At 72.4% G+C, this 20,758-nt stretch carries 18 protein-coding genes; 10 read left to right on the plus strand and 8 right to left on the minus strand.

What is annotated here, in order from left to right; all coding sequences use genetic code 11:
* The first annotated feature begins 6 nt into the window (after positions 1-6).
* Positions 7-282, plus strand: a complete 276-nt coding sequence (locus OO52_RS10130; RefSeq protein ID WP_014673231.1) for a DUF1876 domain-containing protein — start codon at positions 7-9, stop codon at positions 280-282.
* 34 nt (positions 283-316) lie between these two features.
* On the opposite strand, the gene OO52_RS10135 is transcribed toward OO52_RS10130, so the two are convergent.
* The 4 genes from OO52_RS10135 to OO52_RS10150 all read right to left on the minus strand — a co-directional run bounded on the left by OO52_RS10135 (position 317) and on the right by OO52_RS10150 (position 4,183).
* Positions 317-1,477, minus strand: a complete 1,161-nt coding sequence (locus OO52_RS10135) for a serine hydrolase domain-containing protein (RefSeq protein WP_030650453.1) — start codon at positions 1,475-1,477, stop codon at positions 317-319.
* Between the two features lie 105 nt (positions 1,478-1,582).
* On the minus strand, positions 1,583-2,341 hold the full coding sequence (locus OO52_RS10140; protein ID WP_037629975.1) for an energy-coupling factor ABC transporter ATP-binding protein: 759 nt from the start codon (positions 2,339-2,341) through the stop codon (positions 1,583-1,585).
* A complete protein-coding gene (gene cbiQ / locus OO52_RS10145) occupies positions 2,341-3,138 on the minus strand; it encodes a cobalt ECF transporter T component CbiQ (RefSeq protein WP_199819906.1) in 798 nt (265 codons plus the stop codon). The genes OO52_RS10140 and cbiQ overlap by 1 nt, the downstream gene beginning before the upstream one ends.
* A gap of 1 nt (position 3,139) precedes the next feature.
* Entirely contained in the window at positions 3,140-4,183 is a 1,044-nt protein-coding gene (locus OO52_RS10150; protein WP_030650463.1) for an energy-coupling factor ABC transporter permease, read from the minus strand.
* A 148-nt stretch (positions 4,184-4,331) separates the two neighbouring features.
* Between OO52_RS10150 and OO52_RS10155 the strand changes: the two genes are divergently transcribed.
* Positions 4,332-4,670, plus strand: coding sequence for an SsgA family sporulation/cell division regulator (locus OO52_RS10155; protein WP_030650466.1), 339 nt, complete (start codon positions 4,332-4,334; stop codon positions 4,668-4,670).
* Positions 4,671-4,700: 30 nt separating this feature from the next.
* Here OO52_RS10155 and OO52_RS10160 read toward each other — a convergent pair whose 3' ends face one another.
* From OO52_RS10160 to OO52_RS10170, 3 genes are all read right to left on the minus strand, one after another.
* Positions 4,701-6,362, minus strand: coding sequence for a penicillin-binding transpeptidase domain-containing protein (locus tag OO52_RS10160; RefSeq protein ID WP_030650468.1), 1,662 nt, complete (start codon positions 6,360-6,362; stop codon positions 4,701-4,703).
* A 96-nt stretch (positions 6,363-6,458) separates the two neighbouring features.
* Complete coding sequence (locus OO52_RS10165; protein WP_030650472.1) at positions 6,459-8,093, minus strand: penicillin-binding transpeptidase domain-containing protein; 1,635 nt, start codon at positions 8,091-8,093, stop codon at positions 6,459-6,461.
* A 107-nt stretch (positions 8,094-8,200) separates the two neighbouring features.
* Positions 8,201-9,958: a dolichyl-phosphate-mannose--protein mannosyltransferase gene (locus OO52_RS10170; RefSeq protein ID WP_030650475.1), complete on the minus strand. Its 1,758-nt coding sequence runs from the start codon at positions 9,956-9,958 to the stop codon at positions 8,201-8,203.
* Positions 9,959-10,107: 149 nt separating this feature from the next.
* Between OO52_RS10170 and rsmI the strand changes: the two genes are divergently transcribed.
* From rsmI to OO52_RS10200, 6 genes are all read left to right on the plus strand, one after another.
* Entirely contained in the window at positions 10,108-10,956 is an 849-nt protein-coding gene (gene rsmI / locus OO52_RS10175) for a 16S rRNA (cytidine(1402)-2'-O)-methyltransferase (RefSeq protein WP_030650478.1), read from the plus strand.
* 237 nt (positions 10,957-11,193) lie between these two features.
* Positions 11,194-11,616: a hypothetical protein gene (locus OO52_RS10180; RefSeq protein ID WP_030650481.1), complete on the plus strand. Its 423-nt coding sequence runs from the start codon at positions 11,194-11,196 to the stop codon at positions 11,614-11,616.
* Positions 11,617-11,663: 47 nt separating this feature from the next.
* On the plus strand, positions 11,664-12,563 hold the full coding sequence (locus OO52_RS10185; RefSeq protein ID WP_030650484.1) for a TatD family hydrolase: 900 nt from the start codon (positions 11,664-11,666) through the stop codon (positions 12,561-12,563).
* A gap of 133 nt (positions 12,564-12,696) precedes the next feature.
* Positions 12,697-14,073, plus strand: a complete 1,377-nt coding sequence (locus OO52_RS10190) for a resuscitation-promoting factor (protein ID WP_030650487.1) — start codon at positions 12,697-12,699, stop codon at positions 14,071-14,073.
* A 165-nt stretch (positions 14,074-14,238) separates the two neighbouring features.
* Positions 14,239-15,144 (plus strand): 16S rRNA (adenine(1518)-N(6)/adenine(1519)-N(6))-dimethyltransferase RsmA, encoded by a 906-nt coding sequence (gene rsmA, locus OO52_RS10195; RefSeq protein ID WP_048910288.1) that lies wholly within the window; start codon positions 14,239-14,241, stop codon positions 15,142-15,144.
* The gene (locus OO52_RS10200) at positions 15,141-16,034 is read left to right on the plus strand and encodes a 4-(cytidine 5'-diphospho)-2-C-methyl-D-erythritol kinase (protein WP_030650495.1); all 894 of its coding nucleotides are present in this window, start codon (positions 15,141-15,143) and stop codon (positions 16,032-16,034) included. The genes rsmA and OO52_RS10200 overlap by 4 nt, the downstream gene beginning before the upstream one ends.
* 2 nt (positions 16,035-16,036) lie before the next feature.
* On the opposite strand, the gene OO52_RS10205 is transcribed toward OO52_RS10200, so the two are convergent.
* Entirely contained in the window at positions 16,037-16,630 is a 594-nt protein-coding gene (locus OO52_RS10205; RefSeq protein ID WP_030650498.1) for a Uma2 family endonuclease, read from the minus strand.
* Positions 16,631-16,813: 183 nt separating this feature from the next.
* On the opposite strand from OO52_RS10205, the gene OO52_RS10210 reads away from it, so the two are divergent.
* Complete coding sequence (locus OO52_RS10210; protein WP_030650501.1) at positions 16,814-18,622, plus strand: ABC-F family ATP-binding cassette domain-containing protein; 1,809 nt, start codon at positions 16,814-16,816, stop codon at positions 18,620-18,622.
* A gap of 239 nt (positions 18,623-18,861) precedes the next feature.
* Positions 18,862-20,715, plus strand: a complete 1,854-nt coding sequence (locus OO52_RS10215; protein ID WP_030650504.1) for a PQQ-binding-like beta-propeller repeat protein — start codon at positions 18,862-18,864, stop codon at positions 20,713-20,715.
* Positions 20,716-20,758 lie beyond the last annotated feature (43 nt).

The raw sequence follows: 20,758 nt of genomic DNA on the forward strand, positions 1-20,758 counted from the left end.
GTCGTCATGATGCACACCGCTGTGGGATGGCACATCGAGATGGAGTTCATGGAGGACGATCAGCACACGCGGGCGGCGGCCCTGGTGCGCTTGCCCGACGGTTCCGAGGTGCGGGCCCACGGCCGTGCCAGCCGGCACAACGTCGACGCGAACCAGCCCCGGGTCGGCGAGGAGATCGCCGGTGCCCGCGCCCTCAACGAACTGGCCATGCAGCTGCTGACCAAGGCCCACGAGGAGATCGACCAGGCGTCCGGGCGGACCTCGCACCCGATCCACGTGTGACACGCGCTCGGCGCGTGCCGAGGGCGCGCGCGGCTCAGGCGAGCGCCGTGCGGACCGCTCGCACCAGCGCCTGCGCCCTCGGGTCCGCCGTCACGCTCTGCCGGAAGCCGTTGGTGACATAGCCGAAGGCGACGCCGGTGTCCGGGTCGGCGAAGCCCAGGGCCCCGCCGCGTCCGGGGTGGCCGAAGGAGCCGGGGGAGAGCAGCGGGGACGCGGCGCCGTGCAGCATGTGGCCGAGGCCGAAGCGGGTGCCCACCACCAGGACCCGGTCCGGTCCGGCGGACTCCTCCGTGCGGGCCAGTTCCGTGGTCTCCGGGGTGAACAGCCGGACCCCTCCGTCCACCTCGCCGATGAGCGAGGCGTAGAAGCGGGCCAGTCCGTCGGCCGTGGCGATGCCGTTGGAGGCGGGCAGGGCGGCCGCGCGGTAGCCGGGGTCGTTCTCGTCGGGGAGCGGGGTGATCGCGGCGAACGCGCGGCGGGTCAGCGAGTCCGGGTCGGCGTAGGCCTCGGCCACCGCCCGCTTGGGGCGGGTCTTCAGGCCGCCCGCGGTCTCGGGCGCGTCCACCGGGCCGACGCGGCCCACGCGCGCGTGCTCCGACTCCGGCAGGCCGAGCCACAGGTCCGCGCCGACCGGCCGGGCGATCTCGTCCGCGATCCAGTCGCCGACCGGGCGGCCGGTGATCCGGCGGAGCAGTTCGCCGGTGAGCCAGCTGTAGGTCTGGGCGTGGTAGCCGTGGTCCGTGCCGGGCTCCCACACGGGCGCCTGCGCGGCGACGGCGGCGGCGCCCAGGTCGGGGTCGGCGGCCTCGGCCGGTGTCAGCGGGCGGTCCAGCACGGGCACGCCCGCGCGGTGCGCGAGCAGGTCCCGCACGCGCGTGTGCTCCTTGCCGGCCGCCTTGTACTCCGGCCAGTACGTGCCGACCGGGGCGTCCAGGTCCAGTTCGCCGCGCTGGTGCAGGAGCAGCAGCGCGGCGGCGGCGACGCCCTTGGTGGCGGAGCGCACGATCTGCGCGGTCCCGGGCTGCCAGGGAGCCGTTCCGTCCACGTCCTGGGTGCCGGCCCACAGGTCCACGACCCGGTGTCCGTCCCGGTAGACGGCGACGGCCGCTCCGCGCTCGCCGAGCAGCGCGAAGTTCGCGGCGAACGCCTCCCTGACCGGCTCGAAGCCCTCGGCCACAGTGCCGTTCACGTCCACGCCCGCCGCCCCTTCCGCTCTTCAGTCTCCTGCGACAGTGGGTGCAACACGGCGTGGACGCCTGCGATTCCTCGGCGGGACCAGCCCGACGGAATCGTTACATCGTCACGCGCCCATGGTCACGGACTTCGGGTCGAAGCCGAACGGCAGCTCCAGCCGGTGCGCCCGCATCAGTTCCTCGTCGGAGAGCAGCGCGCCGGTCGGGCCGTCCGCCACGATCACGCCGTCGCTGAGGACGAGGGAGCGCGGGCACAGCTCCAGGGCGTACGGCAGGTCGTGCGTGACCATGAGGACCGTGACGTCCAGGGAGCGCAGGATGTCGGCGAGTTCGCGGCGCGAGGCCGGGTCCAGGTTGGAGGACGGCTCGTCCAGGACCAGGATCTCCGGCTCCATGGCGAGCACGGTGGCCACCGCGACCCGGCGGCGCTGCCCGAAGGAGAGGTGGTGCGGCGGCCGGTCGGCGAACTCCCGCATCCCGACCCGCTCCAGCGCGGTGTGCACCCGCTCCTCCAGAGCGGCCCCCTTGATCCCGGCGGCGGCCGGCCCGAACGCCACGTCCTCGCGCACGGTCGGCATGAAGAGCTGGTCGTCCGGGTCCTGGAAGACGATGCCGACCTTCTGCCGGATCGCGGCCATGTGCTGCCGGGACACCGGAAGCCCGGCCACGGTCACCGTTCCGGTGCCGCCGCTCAGGATGCCGTTGAGGTGCAGCACCAGGGTCGTCTTGCCGGCGCCGTTCGGGCCGAGGAGGGCGACCCGCTCGCCGCGCGCGAGGGAGAAGTCCACGCCGAACAGGGCCTGGTGCCCGTCCGGGTAGGCGAAGGCGAGGCCGGAGACCTCCAGAGAAGCAGTCACAGGAATCATCACAGCATCCATCCCAGCAGGCAGACGACGAGGGCGGCGCAGGGCAGGCTGAGCGCGTGCCGCCATTGCGCGCCGGAGGCGGTCACCTCGTCGATGACCGGCATGGAACCGGCGTACCCCCGGCTCACCATGGCGAGGTGCACGCGCTCGCCGCGCTCGTAGGAACGGATGAACAGCGCGCCGGCGGACTTGGCGAGCACACCCCAGTGCCGCACGCCCTTCGCCTCGAAGCCGCGCGACTCACGGGCGATCCGCATCCGGCGCATCTCGTCGGTGATGACGTCGCCGTAGCGGATCATGAAGGAGGCGATCTGCACGAGCAGCGGCGGCAGCTTCAGCCGTTGCAGCCCCAGCAGGAGTTCGCGCAGCTCGGTGGTGGCGGCCAGCAGCACGGAGGCGGCGACGCCCAGGGTGCCCTTGGCGAGCACGTTCCAGGCGCCCCACAGCCCGTTCACGCTCAGCGAGAGCCCCAGCACGTGCACCCGCTCGCCCTCCGCCACGAACGGCATGAGCACGGCGAACGCGACGAACGGCACCTCGATCAGCAACCGCCCGAGCAGGAACCGTGCGGGCACGCGCGCCTGGTACGCGACGACCGCGAGCAGCACGGCGTACACCGCGAACGCCCACATCGCCTCGCGCGGGGTGGACACGACGACCACCACGAACAGGAAAGCGGCGGCCAGCTTGGTGTGCGGCGGCAGTCCGTGCACGGGCGAGTGCCCGTGCCGGTACAGCCGGTGCGCTCCCCCACGCTCGGCTGCGCTCGCGCGGGAGGTACCCCCATCCGCCCCCACGTCAGACGCCGGTGTTCACGGGAGAGACGTCGTCCGCGCGTCGCCTGCGCAGCGCCCAGAACACCGCGCTGCCCGCGACGACCGTGACGCCGACGCCGATCACGCCCGCGAGGCCGCCGGACAGCCGGGCGTCGGAGACGTCCTTGACGCCGTAGTCGGCGAGCGGCGAGTCGGACGTGGCGTGCTCCTTGGTCTTCTTGTCGATCCCCTGGTCGTGCGCGACCTTCTCCAGGCCGTCGGGGTTCGCGGAGGCGTAGAAGCTGACGAAGCCGGCGAGGACGAGGGAGGTGACGAGGCCGGTCACCCACAGCGTGCGGCGCGAGGTGCGCGCCGCCACGGGCGCCGTGGGAGCGGGCGCGTCCACCAGCGCGCCGTTCACGCGCAACTGGAGCCGCTGCCGCAGGCCGCGCGCGCCGTACACCAGGTCCGGGCGTACGGCGACGACCGCGCCGACCGTCAGCGCGGTGATGAACGCCTCGCCGACGCCGATCAGCACATGGACACCGATCATGGCGGTGGCGACCTTGCCGATGGAGACATCGGTGGTGCCGCCGATCGCGTAGAGCAGGGTGAAGGCGACCGCGGCGGCCGGCACGGACACCAGCGCGGCGACGAAGGAGGCCACGGTCACCGAGCGCCGCTTGCGGGGCAGCACGGCGAGCAGGCCGCGGAAGACGGCGTAGGAGACGACCGTCGTGACGATCGCCATGTCGGTGATGTTCACGCCGAGCGCGGTCAGCCCGCCGTCGGCGAACAGCACGCCCTGCATGAGCAGCACGACCGATACGCACAGGACGGCTGTGTACGGGCCGACGAGTATCGCGGCCAGGGCTCCGCCCAGGAGGTGACCGCTGGTCCCGGCGGCGACCGGGAAGTTGAGCATCTGCACGGCGAAGATGAACGCCGCCACCAGGCCGGCCAGCGGGGCCGTCCGCTCGTCGAGTTCGCGGCGGGCGCCGCGCAGGCTCACCGCGAGGGCGCCGGCGGCGACCACTCCGGTGACCGCGGAGGTCGGGGCGTCGATGAATCCGTCAGGTACATGCACCGTACGATTTTAGGCCCTTGTTGCGAACCCTTTGCAAGAGAGACCGAGTCTCGTCTCTCACGAGGCGCGAACCGGAAAATATGCGACTCTTGAGGGAAAGCGGATGCAGAGCTTTCGGATAGGTCACGGTGCGTGAGAGGGCGGTCCGATGTCTGTAGTCGAACAGTACGCGCGCGCTCATATCGTCACGGACGAGGAAGACCCCGGGGCCGTACCCGTCGTGTTGCGGTACGACCCCGAGGCCGATCCACGCTCGGTCCGGGTCGGCCTTCCCGGACCGCACGAGTGGACCTTCTCCCGCGCCCTCCTCGAACGCGGACTGCGGGCGCCCGCCGAGAGCGGCGACGTCCGGGTCTGGCCCTGCGGGCGCGTCCAGGCGGTGGTCGAGTTCCACACCGACGACGGGGTCGAAGTGGTGCAGTTCGAGTCGAAGACGCTGGTGCGGTTCCTGCGCCGCACCTACACCGTCGAGCCCGTACGCGGCTGAGCCGTACGACGCCGGGCCCCGCGGGGCCGGTCAGCTCCCGAGCTTCAGCAGCTTCGCCACGATCGGGCCGGCCGTGTCTCCGCCGTGCCCGCCCGCCTGGACCACGCCGGCCGCGGCGAGGTCGCCCCGGTACGCGGTGAACCAGCCGTTCGGCTTCTTCTGCCCGTCGACCTCCGCGGAGCCGGTCTTCGCGCCGTAGTCCGGGCCGAGCCCCGACATCGCCTCGGCGGCGGTGCCGTACGCGGCCGTGTACCGCATCAGCTCCCGGAGCTGGGACAGCGTCTTCGCCGACAGGGTGCGGGAGGCGGTGGCCAGCGTGCGGTGGTCCACGGACGGCGAGACCAGGTACGGCTGGTGGAAGGTGCCCGACTTCACGGTCGCCGCCACGGAGGCCATGTTCAGCGGGTTCATGCGCACCCCGCCCTGTCCGATCAGCGAGGCCGCCATCTGCGCCGCCGACTGCACCGGCACGGAGCCGTCGAAGGTGGGCACGCCGATCGCCCAGTTGTTCATGGACAGCCCGAAGACCTGCTGGGCCTGCTTGGTCAGGTCGTCGTTCTTCAGCTTCTTCGCCTGGCTGATGAAGGCGGTGTTGCAGGACCGGGCGAAGCTCGCCTTGAAGGTGCCGCCCTTGATCTCGAAGTCGTCGTCGTTGTGGAACTTCCAGCCGCCGTAGGTGAACGTCTTGGGGCAGGGGTGCGGCTTGTCCACCGACGCCAGGCCCTTGTCGAGCAGCAGCGACGAGGTGATGACCTTCATCGTGGAGCCGGGTGCCAGGGAGCCCTGGAAGGCGGTGTTGAAACCGTGGCCGCTGTTGGCGACCGCGAGGATCTCACCCGTCGAGGGCCGCAGCGCGACCACCGAGGCACGCTCGCGCCCCTCGACCTGCTGCTCGGCGGCGGCCTGGAGGGTGGGGCTGAGCGTCGTCCGCACGGTGCCCGGAGTGCCCTTGCTCAGCTCGACCAGCGTCTTGTCGGAGAGCTTGGCCTCCTTGGCCGCCTTGCCGCGCACCACGCGCAGCTCGACGCCCGCCGTGCCGCCCGCCTTCTTGCCGTACTTCTCCCGCAGCCCGTCCAGCACCGTGCCCAGGGAGGGGTACTCGGCGGTCGTGATCTCGCCGCCGTCGCGGTCCAGCGCCTTGACCGGCGGCGTACCGGACTCGCCGGTCACGAGCGTGTCGCCGTCCCGCAGCTCCGGGTGGACCACGGCGGAGTGCCAGTCGACCAGCGGCTTGCCGTCACTCGCCCGGCGTACCACGGTGAGCGAACTGCTGTACGCCAGCGGCTTGCTGAGGCCCCGGTAGGCCACCGTGGCCTTCACGGAGAACGGCACCTCGGCGCCCTTCGCCGTCCCCGGCGTGAGCGTGACGTCCTTCAGGTGGGCGTCCTTGGTGTAACCGGTGAGGACCTTCCCGGCGGCGGCGGGGTCGTCGGTGGCGTCCGCCGCCCGGTCGTTCCTGCCCTGCTGCCAGGCGGTCAGGAAACGGGTGGAGGCCGTGCGGATCTCGGTCGCGGTGAGCGGGCCCGTCTTGACGGTCCTGTGGCCGGCGGTGGCGGACCGCTCGTCGGCTGCGGCCCCGCCGTACAGCGCGTAGACGCCGAACCCGGCACCGCCGACCACCACGGCGATCATCCCGCCGAGCACGGCGGGTCGGGTCTTGCGTCGCTCGGCGACGCGCCTTCTCTTGCCCACAGCCTCAGTTCCTCCGCACCTTTCCCAGGGTCCCCGCAGCCCTCACATTCCCCAACGACGGCAAACACCTTAAAGTCCCCGCCCCACCGGGTGACGTCAGCCCGCGTTCCGTAGCACGCTTGCGACAATCGGTCCGGCGGCGTCGATGCCGTGCCCGCCGTCCTGGACCATGGCCGCCGCGGCGACGTCGTCGCGGTAGCCGGTGAACCAGCTGTCCGACCTGGCCTCCCCGTCGACCTCCGCGGAGCCGGTCTTCGCGCCGATGTCCCCGCTCATCCGGGCCATCACGCCGGCCGCGGTGCCGCTGCGCGCGGTGCGGTTCATCATGGCGCGCAGTTGCTGGGACGTGGCCGACGACAGCCCGCGCGCGCGTGCCGGTTCGCGGTCGTCCAGCTTCAGCGGCACGATCAGGGGCTGGCGGAAGGTGCCGGTCTTCGCGGTGGCCGTCACGGACGCCATGTTCAGCGGGCTCATCTGGACCTGGCCTTGGCCGATCAGGTTGGCCGCGGTGTCCGGGCCGCCGGAGGCGGGCACCCGGCCGTCGAACGTGGGCACGCCGACCTGCCAGTTGTTCCGCCCGAGCCCGAACCGCTCCTCGGCCTCCCGGGTGAGGGAGTCGACCTTCACCTCGTCCGCGTACTTCACGAACGCCGTGTTGCAGGAGCGGGCGAAGCTGTCGGCGAGGGTGGCGTGCTCGTCCGGCACCAGGCCCTCGAGGTTCTGGAAGGTCTGGCTCTGCCAGACGGCCGACGGCGGACAGGGTGCCGGTCCGTTCGCCGTGGTGAGGCCGTTGTCGATGAGGGCGGCCGCGCTGATGACCTTCATGGTGGAGCCGGGGGCGCGTTCGCCGAGGAGGGCCGCGTCGAAGCCGTCGTCGCGGTTGTTGGCGACCGCGAGTATCTCGCCGGTGCTCGGCTTGACGGCCACGACGGAGGAGTCGGGGTACTTCAGCACGGCCTTCTCGGCCGCCGCCTGGGCGCTCGCGCTGAGCGTCGTGGGTAGCCTGCCGGGCTTGCCCTTGGCGAGGGTGAGCAGCGGGGTGTCCGCGGGCTGGCTGCCGTCCGCCCCCGCCTGGTGGCGGATCACGAGTTCCACCCCGGGCCGGCCGCCGGTCTTGTCGCCGTACCGTCGGCGCAGCTCGTCCAGGATCGGGCCGAGGGACGGGTACGTCACCCGGGTGAGCACCTTGCCGTCGCGGTCCACGGCCTCGATCTCCGGGGCGGCCGAGTCGCCGGTGGTGAGCGTGTCCCCCTTGCGCAGGCGCGGGTGAACGACCGAGGGCTGCCAGTCGACCAGCGCGCGGTGCGAGGTCTCGCCGCGTACGACGGTCAGCTCGCTGCGGTAGGAGAGCGGCCGGGAGACGCCTGCGTACGACACCGTCGCCTTCACCGTGAACGGCACCGTGTCGCCGGTGGCCCGGCCGGGCGTGATCCGCGTCTTGCCGATGTGCGCGGTGCCGCCGTAGGCCGACAGCAGCTCCTGGGCCGCCTCCGGGAAGTTCGTGTACGACGCCGCAGCCGCCGCGTCGCCCTTCTCCCAGGCGGTGAAGAACGCGCCGGTCGTCTCCTTCACCTCGGAGTCGCTGGGCGGACCGGTCCGCACGGCCGCCGAGCCCCCTGGGCCGCCGTCGCCGTTCAGCGCGGACGCGACGTTGTAGAGCCCGTACCCGGCACCGCCGAGCAGCGTGACGCACACGCAGCCGACGACGGCCGCCTTGACCCCGTTGCGCATGGCGCGCATCCCTTCCCGTTCAGCCTGTTGAACATGTTCAAAACAGGTCGTGGGGGCACTGTAAGCGGTTGCGCCGCCCCTGCGACAGCAGTTGTCGAAACCGTGACTCAGACCCAGGTGTCCAGCCACATCCGCGACCGCCACGAGTCGATCGGGATGGCCTGGCCCGTGTAGAGGGGCCAGAAGTAGATGAAGTTCCAGGCGATCAGGAGGACCAGGACGCCCGCCGCCGAGGCGCCGATCACGCGGCGGGTGTCGGTGGAGCCCCGTGGGCCGACGATCGCGCCGATCATCATCGCCACCGCCAGACACAGGAACGGCAGGAAGACGACCGCGTAGAAGAGGAAGATCGTCCGCTCCTGGTAGTGGAACCACGGCAGGTACCCGGCCGCGATGCCGCAGGCGATGGCCCCGGCCCGCCAGTCGCGGCGGAACGCCCACCGCCACAGCACGTAGAGGATCGCGAAGCAGGCCGCCCACCACAGCAGCGGCGTGCCGATCGCCAGCACCTCCCGGGCGCACTTCTGGCCCGCGTCCACCGGGCAGCCGTCGGAGCCGGGGGAGGGGGACTCGTAGAAGTACGACACCGGGCGGCCCAGCACGATCCAGCTCCACGGGTTGGACTGGTAGGTGTGCGGCTGGTCCAGGTGGACGTGGAAGTTGTACACCTCGTGCTCGTAGTGCCACAGGCTGCGCAGCCAGTCCGGCAGGAACGACCAGGTGCCGCCCTTGCCGTCGGTGGCCGCCCAGTTGCGGTAGTAGCCGCCCGTGCCGTCGGCCGGGGAGAGGATCCAGCCGGTCCAGGAGGCCAGGTAGACCACCAGCGCCACCGGGATCGTCGCCACGAAGGCGGCACCGGTGTCGTACTTGAGGACGGCGAGGTACGGGTGACGCGCGCCCGCCACCTTGCGGGTGCCGACGTCCCACAGCACCGTCATCACGCAGAAGGCGGCCAGGACGTACAGGCCGTTCCACTTCGTGCCCACGGCCAGGCCCAGCATCACCCCGGCCGTCCAGCGCCACGGGCGCCACCCGAAGCGGAAGGCGTCGGCGACCCGCGCGTCGGGCCGTACCCGTCCGTCCGGTCCGGCCGGCAGGGCGGCGGCCAGTCTCTCCCTGGCCCGGTCCCGGTCGACGACCAGGCAGCCGAACGCGGCCACCACGAAGAACATGAGCACGCCGTCGAGCAGCGAGGTCCGGCTCATCACGAAGTGCAGGCCGTCCACGGCCATCAGCGCGCCCGCCAGACAGCCCAGGAAGGTCGAGCGGAACATCCGGCGGCCGATCCGGCACAGCAGCAGGACGGAGAGCGTGCCGAGCAGCGCCGTCATGAACCGCCAGCCGAACGGGTCGAACCCGAAGACCAGTTCGCCCAGGCCGATGACGTACTTGCCGACCGGCGGGTGCACCACGTACGCCGGGTCCGTCGGGATCGCCAGATGCCCGTTCTGCTGGAGGACCATGTCGTTGGCGGTCTTGCCGTACCGGTCCCAGCTCACCTCGAAGCCGCGGTGGACGAGCGCCCACGCGTCCTTCGCGTAGTACGTCTCGTCGAATATCACCGCGCGCGGGCTGCCCAGGTTCCAGAACCGCATGACGCCCGCCATCAGCGTCACCAGCAGCGGCCCGCCCCAGCCCGACCAGCGCGTGAGCCGCTCGGCGAGCAGCGGCGGCACGCCGAGCCCCCGCCACAGCCGGGGGCTGGGCTCGGCGTACGGCGGCACCAGCCGGTCGCGCACGTCGCCCGAGGGCGCGTCCGTGGCCGGCGCGTACCCGAATCGGCGCAGCCGGCGCTGCCACGACGGCCGGCGGTCGTGCGGTGCCTGGTCCTGCCGGAGGTCCATGGAGGACGCGGTACTGGTCACCGCGCCATCGTAGGGAAACGTCCTGTGCGAGTCCCGCGCATGTGCGGTACCGGTCAGGACACGGTCGGGTTCGCCCCGCCCGCGGCTTTGCCCGGAACCGGCGCCGGATCCCGGGGAGGCACCCCCGGATCTCCTGGGAGGATGGGGGGGTGACTGGAACCCTTGTCCTGGCAGGTACCCCCATCGGCGACATCGCGGACGCGCCGCCCCGGCTCGCCGAGGAGCTGGCCGGCGCCGACGTGGTCGCCGCCGAGGACACCCGGCGGCTGCGCCGGCTCACCCAGGCGCTGGGCGTCACGCCCAAGGGCCGCGTGGTGTCGTACTTCGAGGGCAACGAGTCCGCCCGGACCCCGGAACTGGTCCAGGAGCTGCTCGGCGGCGCCCGCGTGCTGCTGGTGACCGACGCCGGCATGCCCTCCGTCTCCGACCCCGGCTACCGACTGGTCGCCGCCGCCGTGGAGCAGGACGTCCGGGTCACCGCCGTGCCGGGACCGTCCGCCGTGCTCACCGCGCTCGCCCTGTCCGGGCTGCCCGTCGACCGCTTCTGCTTCGAGGGCTTCCTGCCCCGCAAGGCCGGTGAACGGCTGTCCCGGCTGCGCGAGGTCGCCGGCGAGCGGCGGACCCTCGTCTACTTCGAGGCGCCGCACCGGCTCGACGACACCCTCGCCGCCATGGCCGAGGTCTTCGGCGCCGACCGGCGGGCCGCCGTCTGCCGGGAACTGACCAAGACGTACGAGGAGGTGCGGCGCGGTCCGCTGGCCGAGCTGGCGCGGTGGGCCGCGGAGGGCGTGCGCGGCGAGATCACCGTGGTGGTCGAGGGCGCGCCCGAGACCGGGCCCGAGGAACTCGACGCCGAGGAGCTGGTGCGCCGGGTGCGGGTCCGGGAGGAGGCCGGCGAGCGCCGCAAGGAGGCCATCGCGGCGGTGGCGGCGGAGGCGGGACTGCCGAAGCGGGTCGTGTTCGACGCGGTGGTGGCGGCCAAGCGCTCCGCCGGGTGAGGCGGGTCGTCGCGTAGGTCCCGCGCGCCCTCGGGGCGCCTCCGCGCGCCCCATGAGGGTGCAAAAGGCTGGCGTCGATGGCAAAGCACAGCCGTCTCATTCGCGACCGTTTGGCAAGCGATGTCCAAATCGCCTCCAACACTCGACAGGCCTGCTGCGTTCGCGCCGGTGGAGGCGTCCACTGGTCGAAGGGACGCACCCGTCCAGAGGGACGCACCCGTCCGACAGGGAGCTGGCATGAGTGACATAGCAGGGCGGACCGGCCTCCGTGCCACAGCCACAGCCATCGTTCACGAGTCGTACTCGTTCGCCTGCATGCGCTGCGGGCACGGCTGGGAGCAGTCGTACGAGATAGAGCACCACACGAACGCGCAGGGGGAGGAGTTCGTGCTGTACGTGGCCGACGGCCAGGTCGTGCCGTCGCCGCTGAGCCGGCCGTCCTGCCACAACTGCGACGGCCAGGTCGTGCGGATCATGCGCGCGGGCCAGGTCTCCGCGGTGCGCGGCACGGCCGAGCGGCAGCACCACCGCGTGCCGCCGGCGGGCCCGGTCGAGACGCCGCAGGTGCCCGCGCAGGTCGCCCAGGCCGTGCCGGCCAGGGCGCCGCACCACTGGCACCTGTCCGACCTCCTGCACCCGTTCCAGCGCAAGGCGAGCTGAGCGGACCACCGGCCGTCGGAGGCATGCGCCTTCCGTAGGATCGGAGCATGCCTTCGAACGCCGGTCAGAGCAGCAAGGACGCCGACAAGAACGCGGCACCGCCGCTGCCCCAGCCGTTGGCGGTGCCCGTCGCCGACTCCCACACCCACCTCGACATGCAGTCCGGCACGGTCGAGGAGGGCCTGGCGAAGGCCGCCTCGGTGGGCGTCACGACGGTCGTCCAGGTCGGCTGCGACCTGAAGGGCTCGCAGTGGGCCGCCGAGACCGCGGCGGCGTACGAGAACGTCCACGCCACCGTCGCCCTCCACCCCAACGAGGCCCCGCGCATCGTCCACGGCGACCCGGACGGGTGGTCGAGGCAGGGCGCCCGGGAGCCCGGCGGCGACGCCGCGCTGGACGAGGCCCTCGCCGAGATCGACCGGCTGGCCGGGCTGCCGCAGGTGAGGGGCGTCGGCGAGACGGGCCTGGACCACTTCCGCACCGGCCCCGAGGGCAAGGCCGCCCAGGAGCGGTCCTTCCGCGCCCACATCGAGATCGCCAAGCGGCACGGCAAGGCGCTCGTCATCCACGACCGCGACGCCCACGCCGACGTCCTGAGGATCCTTCAGGAGGAGGGCGCCCCCGAGCGCACCGTCTTCCACTGCTACTCCGGTGACGCCGAGATGGCCCGGATCTGCGCCCGCGAGGGCTACTTCATGTCCTTCGCCGGCAACGTCACCTTCAAGAACGCCCAGAACCTGCGGGACGCCCTCGCCGTCGCCCCGCTGGAGCTGGTCCTCGTGGAGACCGACGCGCCCTTCCTCACCCCGGCGCCGTACCGCGGACGGCCCAACGCCCCGTATCTCATTCCGGTCACGGTCCGCGCGATGGCCGCCGTGCGCGGGACCGACGAGGACGCGCTGGCAACGGCTCTCGCCGCCAACACGGCCCGTGCCTTCGGTTACTGACCGCCCGTCCGAGGTACTGACCACCCGCTCGAGACGCGACGCTGCGTAGTCGAGTCGCTTTGGAGAGTGACCGACGCTCCGCTAGGTTGCGGGGGCCCGATCCGGACCCCTCTGGCCCCTGGAGCGTGTCGGCGTGAGCACGTCGCAGTACGAGACGTACGACCCCTACGGCCGTGACGCCTCCGTCCACACCGCGGAGACGCTGCCGTACGGCATCCGTGAGGACACCTACCGGCCCGCCTACGAGGCCGAGGCGTACTTCGTCACCGAGCCGGCGCCGCCGCTGCCCCGGCAGACGACGAGCGCGCCCGCTCCCGGGACGGAGGCGCCCGCGACGCCGGCGTCCGGGGCCGAGGTGCCCGAGGAGGCCGACGGGCGGACCACGCGCCGGCGCAGGACGCGCTACGGCGGACACCCGGACTCCACCGTGCGCCGCCTGCTGCCGCAGGCCCTGGTCGTGGCCTTCCTGGCCGGCGGCACCACCGCCTTCGTCGCCAACGACAAGGCGGTCGAGCTGAGCGTCGACGGCAGGCAGCGCAGCCTGCACACGTTCGCCGACGACGTGAGCGAGCTGCTCGCCGAGGAGGGCGTACGCGTGGGGACGCACGACATGATCGCGCCGGCCCCCGGCACGGCGCTCGCCAGCGGCGACGCGGTCGCGGTGCGGTACGGGCGCCCGGTCCGGCTCACCCTGGACGGCCGGCGGCGCGAGGTGTGGACGACGGCGCACACGGTGGAGGGCGCGCTGGACGAACTGGGGGTGCGCGCGGAGGGCGCGTATCTGTCGACCTCGCGCTCCCAGCGCATCGGACGCGCCGGGCTCGCGCTCGACGTGCGCACCGAACGCGCGGTCACGGTCCTGGCGGACGGCCGCACCCGCACCGTCCGCACCAACGCGGCCACCGTCCGGGAAGCGGTCGAGGAGGCCGGGATCACGCTGCGCGGCCAGGACACCACCTCCGTCCCGCCGGACAGCTTCCCGCGCGACGGGCAGACGGTGACCGTGCTGCGGGTGAGCAGCACCCGGGAGATCCACGAGGAGCAGATCCCGTTCGCGGTCGAGCGGACCGCGGACCCCACGCTCTTCCAGGGCACCGAGGTCATCGCCCTGCCCGGACAGCCAGGACTGCGCCGGACCACCTACTACGTGCGCACCGTCAACGGGGTACGGCAGAAACCGCGCCCCGAGCGGTCGGAGGTCGTGCGTCGGCCGCGCGCACAGGTGATCAAGGTGGGCACCAAGCCGCGGCCGCCATCCGTGCGGGAGGCCGACCACCTGAACTGGGGGGCGCTCGCCGCCTGCGAGTCCGGCGGCCGGCCGAACGCGGTCGACCCCTCCGGGACGTACGGCGGGCTGTACCAGTTCGACGCCCGCACCTGGCAGAGCCTCGGCGGCAAGGGCCGCCCCCAGGACGCCTCGGCGGAAGAACAGACATACCGGGCGAAGAAGCTGTACGTACGGCGGGGGGCGAGCCCTTGGCCGCACTGCGGGACGAGGTTGCGGGGGTAGGCGGTGGGGGTGCGGGCAGCGGGGCCGAGTCCTCGGCTGCGCGGCCGTCGTGGCTGATCGCGCGGCTCCCGGCGCCCTGGGGGGCGCCGGCGGGAACCCCGCCCGGCCGGCCGCGGCGCGGGGCACCTGGCAACCCGGGCCGGTACGGCCCCGTACCCTTGTCCCGTGAGCAGCCCCACCCCCGACTCCCTCCTCGGCCCCGCCGACATCCGCGAGCTCGCGGCGGCGCTCGGTGTCCGCCCCACGAAGCAGCGCGGCCAGAACTTCGTGATCGACGCCAACACGGTCCGCCGTATCGTCCGTACCGCCGAGGTCCGCCCCGACGACGTGGTCGTCGAGGTCGGCCCGGGGCTCGGCTCGCTCACCCTCGCGCTGCTGGAGGTCGCCGACCGCGTCACCGCCGTGGAGATCGACGACGTACTCGCCGGCGCCCTCCCCGCCACCGTCGCCGCGCGCATGCCGGACCGTGCCGACCGCTTCGCGCTGGTCCACTCCGACGCCATGCACGTCACCGAGCTGCCCGGACCCGCGCCGACGGCCCTGGTGGCGAACCTGCCGTACAACGTCGCCGTCCCCGTGCTGCTGCACATGCTCGACACCTTCCCGAGCATCGAGCGGACGCTGGTGATGGTGCAGTCCGAGGTCGCCGACCGGCTCGCCGCCGCGCCCGGCAACAAGGTGTACGGCGTGCCGTCCGTGAAGGCCAACTGGTACGCCGACGTGAAGCGGGCCGGGGCCATCGGACGCAACGTCTTCTGGCCCGCGCCGAACGTCGACAGCGGCCTCGTCTCGCTCGTCCGCCGGACCGAGCCGGTCAAGACCACCGCCACGAAGGGCGAGGTCTTCGCGGTGATCGACGCGGCCTTCGCCCAGCGCCGCAAGACCCTGCGGGCCGCGCTCGCCGGCTGGGCCGGGTCCGCGGCGGCGGCCGAGGCGGCCCTGGTCGCGGCCGGGGTCTCGCCGCAGGCGCGCGGCGAGTCGCTGACCGTGGAGGAGTTCGCGCGGATCGCGGAGGCCGCGTCATCGCGGAGGGCGACCCCCGCACCCCCGAACGAGGAGAGCGGCGAGTGAGCGTCACGGTCCGGGTCCCCGCCAAGGTCAACGTCCAGCTCGCGGTGGGCGCCGCCCGCCCCGACGGGTTCCACGACCTGGCCAACGTCTTCCTCGCGGTCGGCCTGTACGACGAGGTGACGGTGACCCCCGCCGACGAACTCCGGATCACCTGCGAGGGCCCGGACGCCGGGCAGGTGCCCCTCGACGACACCAACCTCGCCGCGCGGGCCGCCATCGCCCTCGCCGGGCGCCGGGGCATCGAACCGAACGTCCACCTCCACATCGCCAAGGACATCCCGGTCGCCGGCGGCATGGCGGGCGGCAGCGCGGACGGCGCGGGCGCGCTGCTCGCCTGCGACCGGCTGTGGGGTACGGGTGCGTCGCGGGCGGAACTCCTCGCCATCTGCGCCGAGCTGGGCAGCGACGTGCCGTTCAGCCTGGTCGGCGGGGCGGCGCTCGGGGTGGGGCGCGGCGAGCGGCTGACGGCCCTGGAGGTCGGTGGCACCTTCCACTGGGTGTTCGCGATGGCCGGGCGGGGGCTGTCGACGCCTGCCGTCTTCCGGGAGTTCGACCGGCTGGCGGAGGGACGCGAGATCCCGGAGCCGGTGGCCTCGGCGGAGCTGCTGGAGGCGCTGGCGAAGGGGGACGTGGAAGGGCTGGCGGCGGCCGTCTCCAATGACCTTCAGCCCGCGGCGCTGTCCCTGTTCCCGGAGCTGGCCGACACGCTGGAGGCGGGGCGCGGGGCGGGTGCGCTCGCCGCGCTGGTCTCCGGTTCCGGTCCGACGACGGCCTTCCTCACGGGGGACGCCGAGTCGGCGGAGAAGGTGGCCGTGGCCCTGCGGGCGTCGGGGACGTGCGGGGCGGTACGGGTGGCGGCGGGGCCGGTGGCGGGGGCGACGGTGCTCTGAGTTCAGTACTGGTTGAAGGTGGTCAGGTCGATGAGGATGTCGTAGGGGACGCTCACCTTGACGTGGTCGTGGTAGATGCCTGTCAACGCGTAGGTGCCGGTGGCCTCGCCGCGTTCGTACACCTGGACGACAGGGTGGTCGTCCTGGCCCGCCATGTCGACCAGCCAAAAGTGGGGAATGCCGGCTGCGGCGTACTTGTGCGGTTTGGTGTCGCGGTCGCGAGCCTCGGAGTCCGGTGAGATCACCTCGACGGCGAGCAGGACGTCGGCCGCTTCGAAACGGGTCTGGCGCGGCCCGGTGACGGCCTCGGCGCGGACCACGGAGATGTCCGGCTCCGGACCGTTACGCCGGTCCAATACCACCGTCATCTCACACACGACTTTCAAGTCGGACGGCACGGTGCTGCGCAGCCCGTTCGCCAGCAGGTGGATCGCGGCGAAGTGGAAGTAGCGCTGCGGGCTCACGAAAACCAGGCTCCCGTCGATCAGCTCGGTGTGCGGCGGGAGATCCGGCAGCGTGAACAGGTCGTCCACGGTGTAGCCGTCCAGGGGTGGCACCGGCCACTGGCGGCGGTGCTCTGCGGGCTCGGCGGTCATGGTTCCTCCCATGGACGGGATCCTGCGGCCTGCCTTCCCACCGTAGCGGCCCTTTCCCGATCACGTCATCACAAAGAGTGACAACCCCCTCGCGCCCCGCCCCCACCCCCGCAGGCCCTACGCTAGAAGGCTGACCCACGCGGCGGAGCCGCACGTCGAAACAGCCCCGCGCACAGGAGTGAAATGGCCGTCAACCTGGTCAATGTCGAGAACGTCAGCAAGGTGTACGGCACCCGTGCCCTGCTGGACGGTGTCTCGCTCGGTGTGCAGGAAGGGGACCGGATCGGAGTCGTCGGACGCAACGGCGACGGCAAGACCACCCTCATCCGGATGCTCGCCAAGCTGGAGGAGGCCGACACCGGACGGGTCACGCACTCCGGCGGGCTGCGGATCGGCGTGCTCACCCAGCACGATTCCCTCGACCCCGAGGCCACCGTGCGCCACGAGGTCATCGGCGACATGGCGGACCACGAGTGGGCCGGCAACGCGAAGGTCAGGGACGTACTGACCGGGTTGTTCGGCGGACTGGACCTGCCGGGCTTCCCGAAGGGGCTGGACACCGTCATCGGTCCGCTGTCCGGTGGCGAGCGGCGCCGGATCGCGCTGGCCAAGCTGCTCATCGAGGAGCAGGACCTGCTGGTCCTGGACGAGCCCACCAACCACCTCGACGTCGAGGGCATCGCCTGGCTCGCCAAGCACCTGCAGAACCGGCGCTCGGCGCTGGTGTGCGTGACGCACGACCGCTGGTTCCTGGACCAGGTGTGCACGCGCATGTGGGACGTGCAGCGCGGTGACGTGTACGAGTACGAGGGCGGCTACTCCGATTACGTCTTCGCCCGTGCCGAGCGCGAGCGGATCGCCGCGACCGAGGAGGTCAAGCGGCAGAACCTGATCCGCAAGGAGCTGGCGTGGCTGCGGCGGGGCGCCCCCGCCCGTACCTCCAAGCCGCGCTTCCGCGTGGAGGCCGCCAACGAGCTGATCGCGGACGTGCCGCCGCCCCGGGACAGCAGCGAACTGATGAAGTTCGCCTCCTCCCGGCTCGGCAGGACCGTCTTCGACCTGGAGGACGTCACCGTCCAGGCCGGGCCGAAGGTGCTGCTCAAGCACGTCACCTGGCAGCTCGGCCCGGGCGACCGGATCGGCCTCGTCGGGGTCAACGGCGCCGGGAAGACCTCGCTGCTGCGGGCCATGGCGGCCGCGGCCCGCAGTGAGGGGGAGGAGCAGCCGGCCGGCGGCCGGATCGCCGTCGGCCGGACCGTCAAGCTCGCCTATCTCTCCCAGGAGGTCGCCGAACTCGACCCGACCTGGCGGGTGCTGGAGGCCGTGCAGCGGGTCCGTGAGCGCGTCGATCTCGGCAAGGGGCGCGAGATGACGGCCGGGCAGCTGTGCGAGACGTTCGGCTTCAACAAGGAGAAGCAGTGGACGCCGGTCGGGGACCTCTCCGGTGGTGAGCGGCGGCGGCTCCAGCTCCTGCGGCTGCTCATGGACGAGCCCAACGTCCTCTTCCTGGACGAGCCGACCAACGACCTCGACATCGAGACCCTCACCCAGCTCGAGGACGTCCTCGACGGCTGGCCCGGCTCGATGATCGTCATCTCCCACGACCGGTTCTTCGTGGAGCGGACGACGGACCGGGTGTTCGCCCTCCTCGGCGACGGCACGCTGCGCATGCTGCCGCGCGGTATCGACGAGTACCTGGAGCGGCGGCAGCGGATGGAGGAGGCGGTCGCCGCGCAGACCGCCGCCGCGGCGCCCAAGCCGGTCACGCAGGAGAGGAGCGCGGCCGACCAGCGCGCGGCGAAGAAGGAACTCCAGAAGATCGAGCGCCAGTTGGACCGGATCTCCGAGAAGGAGTCCAAGCTGCACGCCCAGATCGCCGACAACGCCACCGACTTCGCGAAGGTCGCCGAACTCGACGCCCAGTTGCGGGATCTCGCCGGGGAGCGCGAGGAACTGGAGCTGCGCTGGCTGGAACTGGCGGAGGACGCCTGACCTCTCACGCCCGCTCACGGAGGGGGCGCGTGCCCCTCGTGAAGGGGGCGTGAAGGCGCGTAACGGCGGTATCACGGGCCGGTCGTCCCTTGGGAACAGGGGAGGACACGGCCCCGTGTGCTGTCTGTACCGGGTGATAGAAAGAACGGTCTGAGAACTGTCTGAGAACGAGCGACCTCGAGTCCGTCACGAACTCCAGGGCGTGGCTAAAAATCAGTGAACGAGGGGGAAGAGCGCTGATGACTCAGCCGCCCAACCAGCCGCCGCAGGGCGGATTCGGACCGCCGCAGGACCAGCCGCCGGGGGCTCGGCCCCCGCAGGACCAGCCTCCGCAGGCCGGCGGTTTCGGCCCGGCCCCGCAGACGCCACCGGCGCAGGGCGGTTTCGGCGCCGCTCCCCAGACCCCGCCGGCGCAGGGCGGTTTCGGCGCGCCCCAGCCACCCGCCGGCCCTCCGCAGCAGCCCCCGCAGCCCCCACCGGGCTACGGCTATCCGCAGCAGCCGGGCCCCTACGGCGGCACCCCCGGTCCCTACGGCTCCCCGCAGCAGCCCGGCCCGTACGGCGCCCCGCAGCCCGGCCCGTACGGCGCCCCGCAGCCCGGCTACGGGCACCCGCAGCAGCCGCCGTACCCCGGCGTGCCCGGCACCGCGCCCGGCGGGCCCTTCGGCGGCAAGCCTGCCTCCCGGAAGAAGACCGCGCTGATCATCGGGGCCGCGGTGGCCGCGCTGCTCGTCGTCGGCGGCACGGTGTACGCGGTCACCGGCGGTGACAGCGGCGGCGGCAAGAAGAAGCCGGTCGCCCAGCAGAGCGACGACCCCAAGAACTCCCCCACCGCCTCGCCGACCACGTCCGGCGGCGGTGAGGACCCGGAGAACCTCAACAAGGGCCGTCAGCCAGGCGAGGCGAAGGTGCTCTGGTACAAGCCGGCGCCGGACGCCCCGGCCTCCGGCGCCGACGCGCCCGGCATGTGGATCACCGGCGACACGGCGGTGAAGGCGGCCTACAAGCAGGTCTTCGCGTTCCGCACCGGTGACGGCGGCACCGCCTGGGGGCCGCTCGCCTTCCCGCAGAAGATCTGCGCGGTCACCCCGCAGAAGTCGGCCGACGACAAGATCGTCGTGGCGTACATGAGCGGCGGCGGCGACCGCGCCAAGTGCAACCAGCTCCAGCAGCTCGACCTGCGCACCGGCGAGAAGGGCTGGAGCACCGAGGTCGCCGACGGCGGGCTGTTCGACAGCGCGTTGACCATCGAACTGACGGTCAGCGGCAAGACGTTGATGGTGGGCCGTTCGCAGTCGGGCACGGCGTACGCCATCGACAGCGGCAAGAAGCTGTACGACAAGAAGAAGTACGGCGCGGCCTGCTTCCCGGCCGCCTTCGCGGGCGGCACCGACCGGCTGATCCAGGTGGCCTCCTGCGGCGCCGGCACCGCCAAGGAGCACGAGGAGATCCAGGAACTCGACCCGGCCACCGGCAAGGTGCGCTGGACCCAGCCGGTCAAGAAGGGCTGGGAGGTGTCCCGGGCGTACTCGGTCGACCCGCTCGTGGTCTACCTGACCAACCGGGACAAGAAGGCCTGGAACATCTCCACGTTCACCAAGGACGGCAAGTTCCGCTCCGAGGTGAAGGTGAACGAGAAGTTCGCCCCCCGCTGCGGCTGGGCCGTCCTCGAACGCGAGTTGCAGGGCTGCCAGGGCGTCGCGGTCGACGCCGACACGCTCTACCTGCCCACCGACTCCACCATCAGCGCCAACGAGATCGTCGCGATCAGCCTCTCCGACGGCAAGGCGAAGTGGCGGGTCAAGTCCCCGGTGGACCAGCCGATGGCGCCGGTGAAGGTCGAGGGCGGCAAGCTCATCGCGTACGTGCAGCCGTCGTACGACTCGGGCGGCCAGGTGGTGTCGGTGCCGGTCACCGGCTCCTCCCACAGGACGACCAGGCTCCTGCAGAACCCGCAGGGCGCCGCCGACGTCGAGGACACCTTCTACGACGGGGTCGTCGACTGGGCCGACGGGCGGTTCTTCATCTCCTCGGGCCGGCTGTCCGGCGACGACGACTCGAAGGAGAAGCTCATGATGGCCTTCGGCAACTGAGCCCGGCGCACCGCCCCGGCCGGCCCCCGGGCCGGCCGCAGCC

This window comes from Streptomyces flaveolus (genome assembly GCF_000716535.1).
Lineage (GTDB): Bacteria > Actinomycetota > Actinomycetes > Streptomycetales > Streptomycetaceae > Streptomyces > Streptomyces flaveolus_A.

Excerpts from the sequence above, each read along its gene's own strand:
- OO52_RS10130 (WP_014673231.1), top strand. The coding sequence starts at position 7 with ATGATGCACACCGCTGTGGGATGGCACATCGAGATGGAGTTCATGGAG.
- OO52_RS10140 (WP_037629975.1), bottom strand. The coding sequence starts at position 2,341 with ATGATTCCTGTGACTGCTTCTCTGGAGGTCTCCGGCCTCGCCTTCGCC.
- OO52_RS10155 (WP_030650466.1), top strand. The coding sequence starts at position 4,332 with ATGTCTGTAGTCGAACAGTACGCGCGCGCTCATATCGTCACGGACGAG.
- OO52_RS10165 (WP_030650472.1), bottom strand. The coding sequence starts at position 8,093 with ATGCGCAACGGGGTCAAGGCGGCCGTCGTCGGCTGCGTGTGCGTCACG.
- OO52_RS10180 (WP_030650481.1), top strand. The coding sequence starts at position 11,194 with ATGAGTGACATAGCAGGGCGGACCGGCCTCCGTGCCACAGCCACAGCC.
- OO52_RS10185 (WP_030650484.1), top strand. The coding sequence starts at position 11,664 with ATGCCTTCGAACGCCGGTCAGAGCAGCAAGGACGCCGACAAGAACGCG.
- OO52_RS10205 (WP_030650498.1), bottom strand. The coding sequence starts at position 16,630 with ATGACCGCCGAGCCCGCAGAGCACCGCCGCCAGTGGCCGGTGCCACCC.
- OO52_RS10210 (WP_030650501.1), top strand. The coding sequence starts at position 16,814 with ATGGCCGTCAACCTGGTCAATGTCGAGAACGTCAGCAAGGTGTACGGC.
- OO52_RS10215 (WP_030650504.1), top strand. The coding sequence starts at position 18,862 with ATGACTCAGCCGCCCAACCAGCCGCCGCAGGGCGGATTCGGACCGCCG.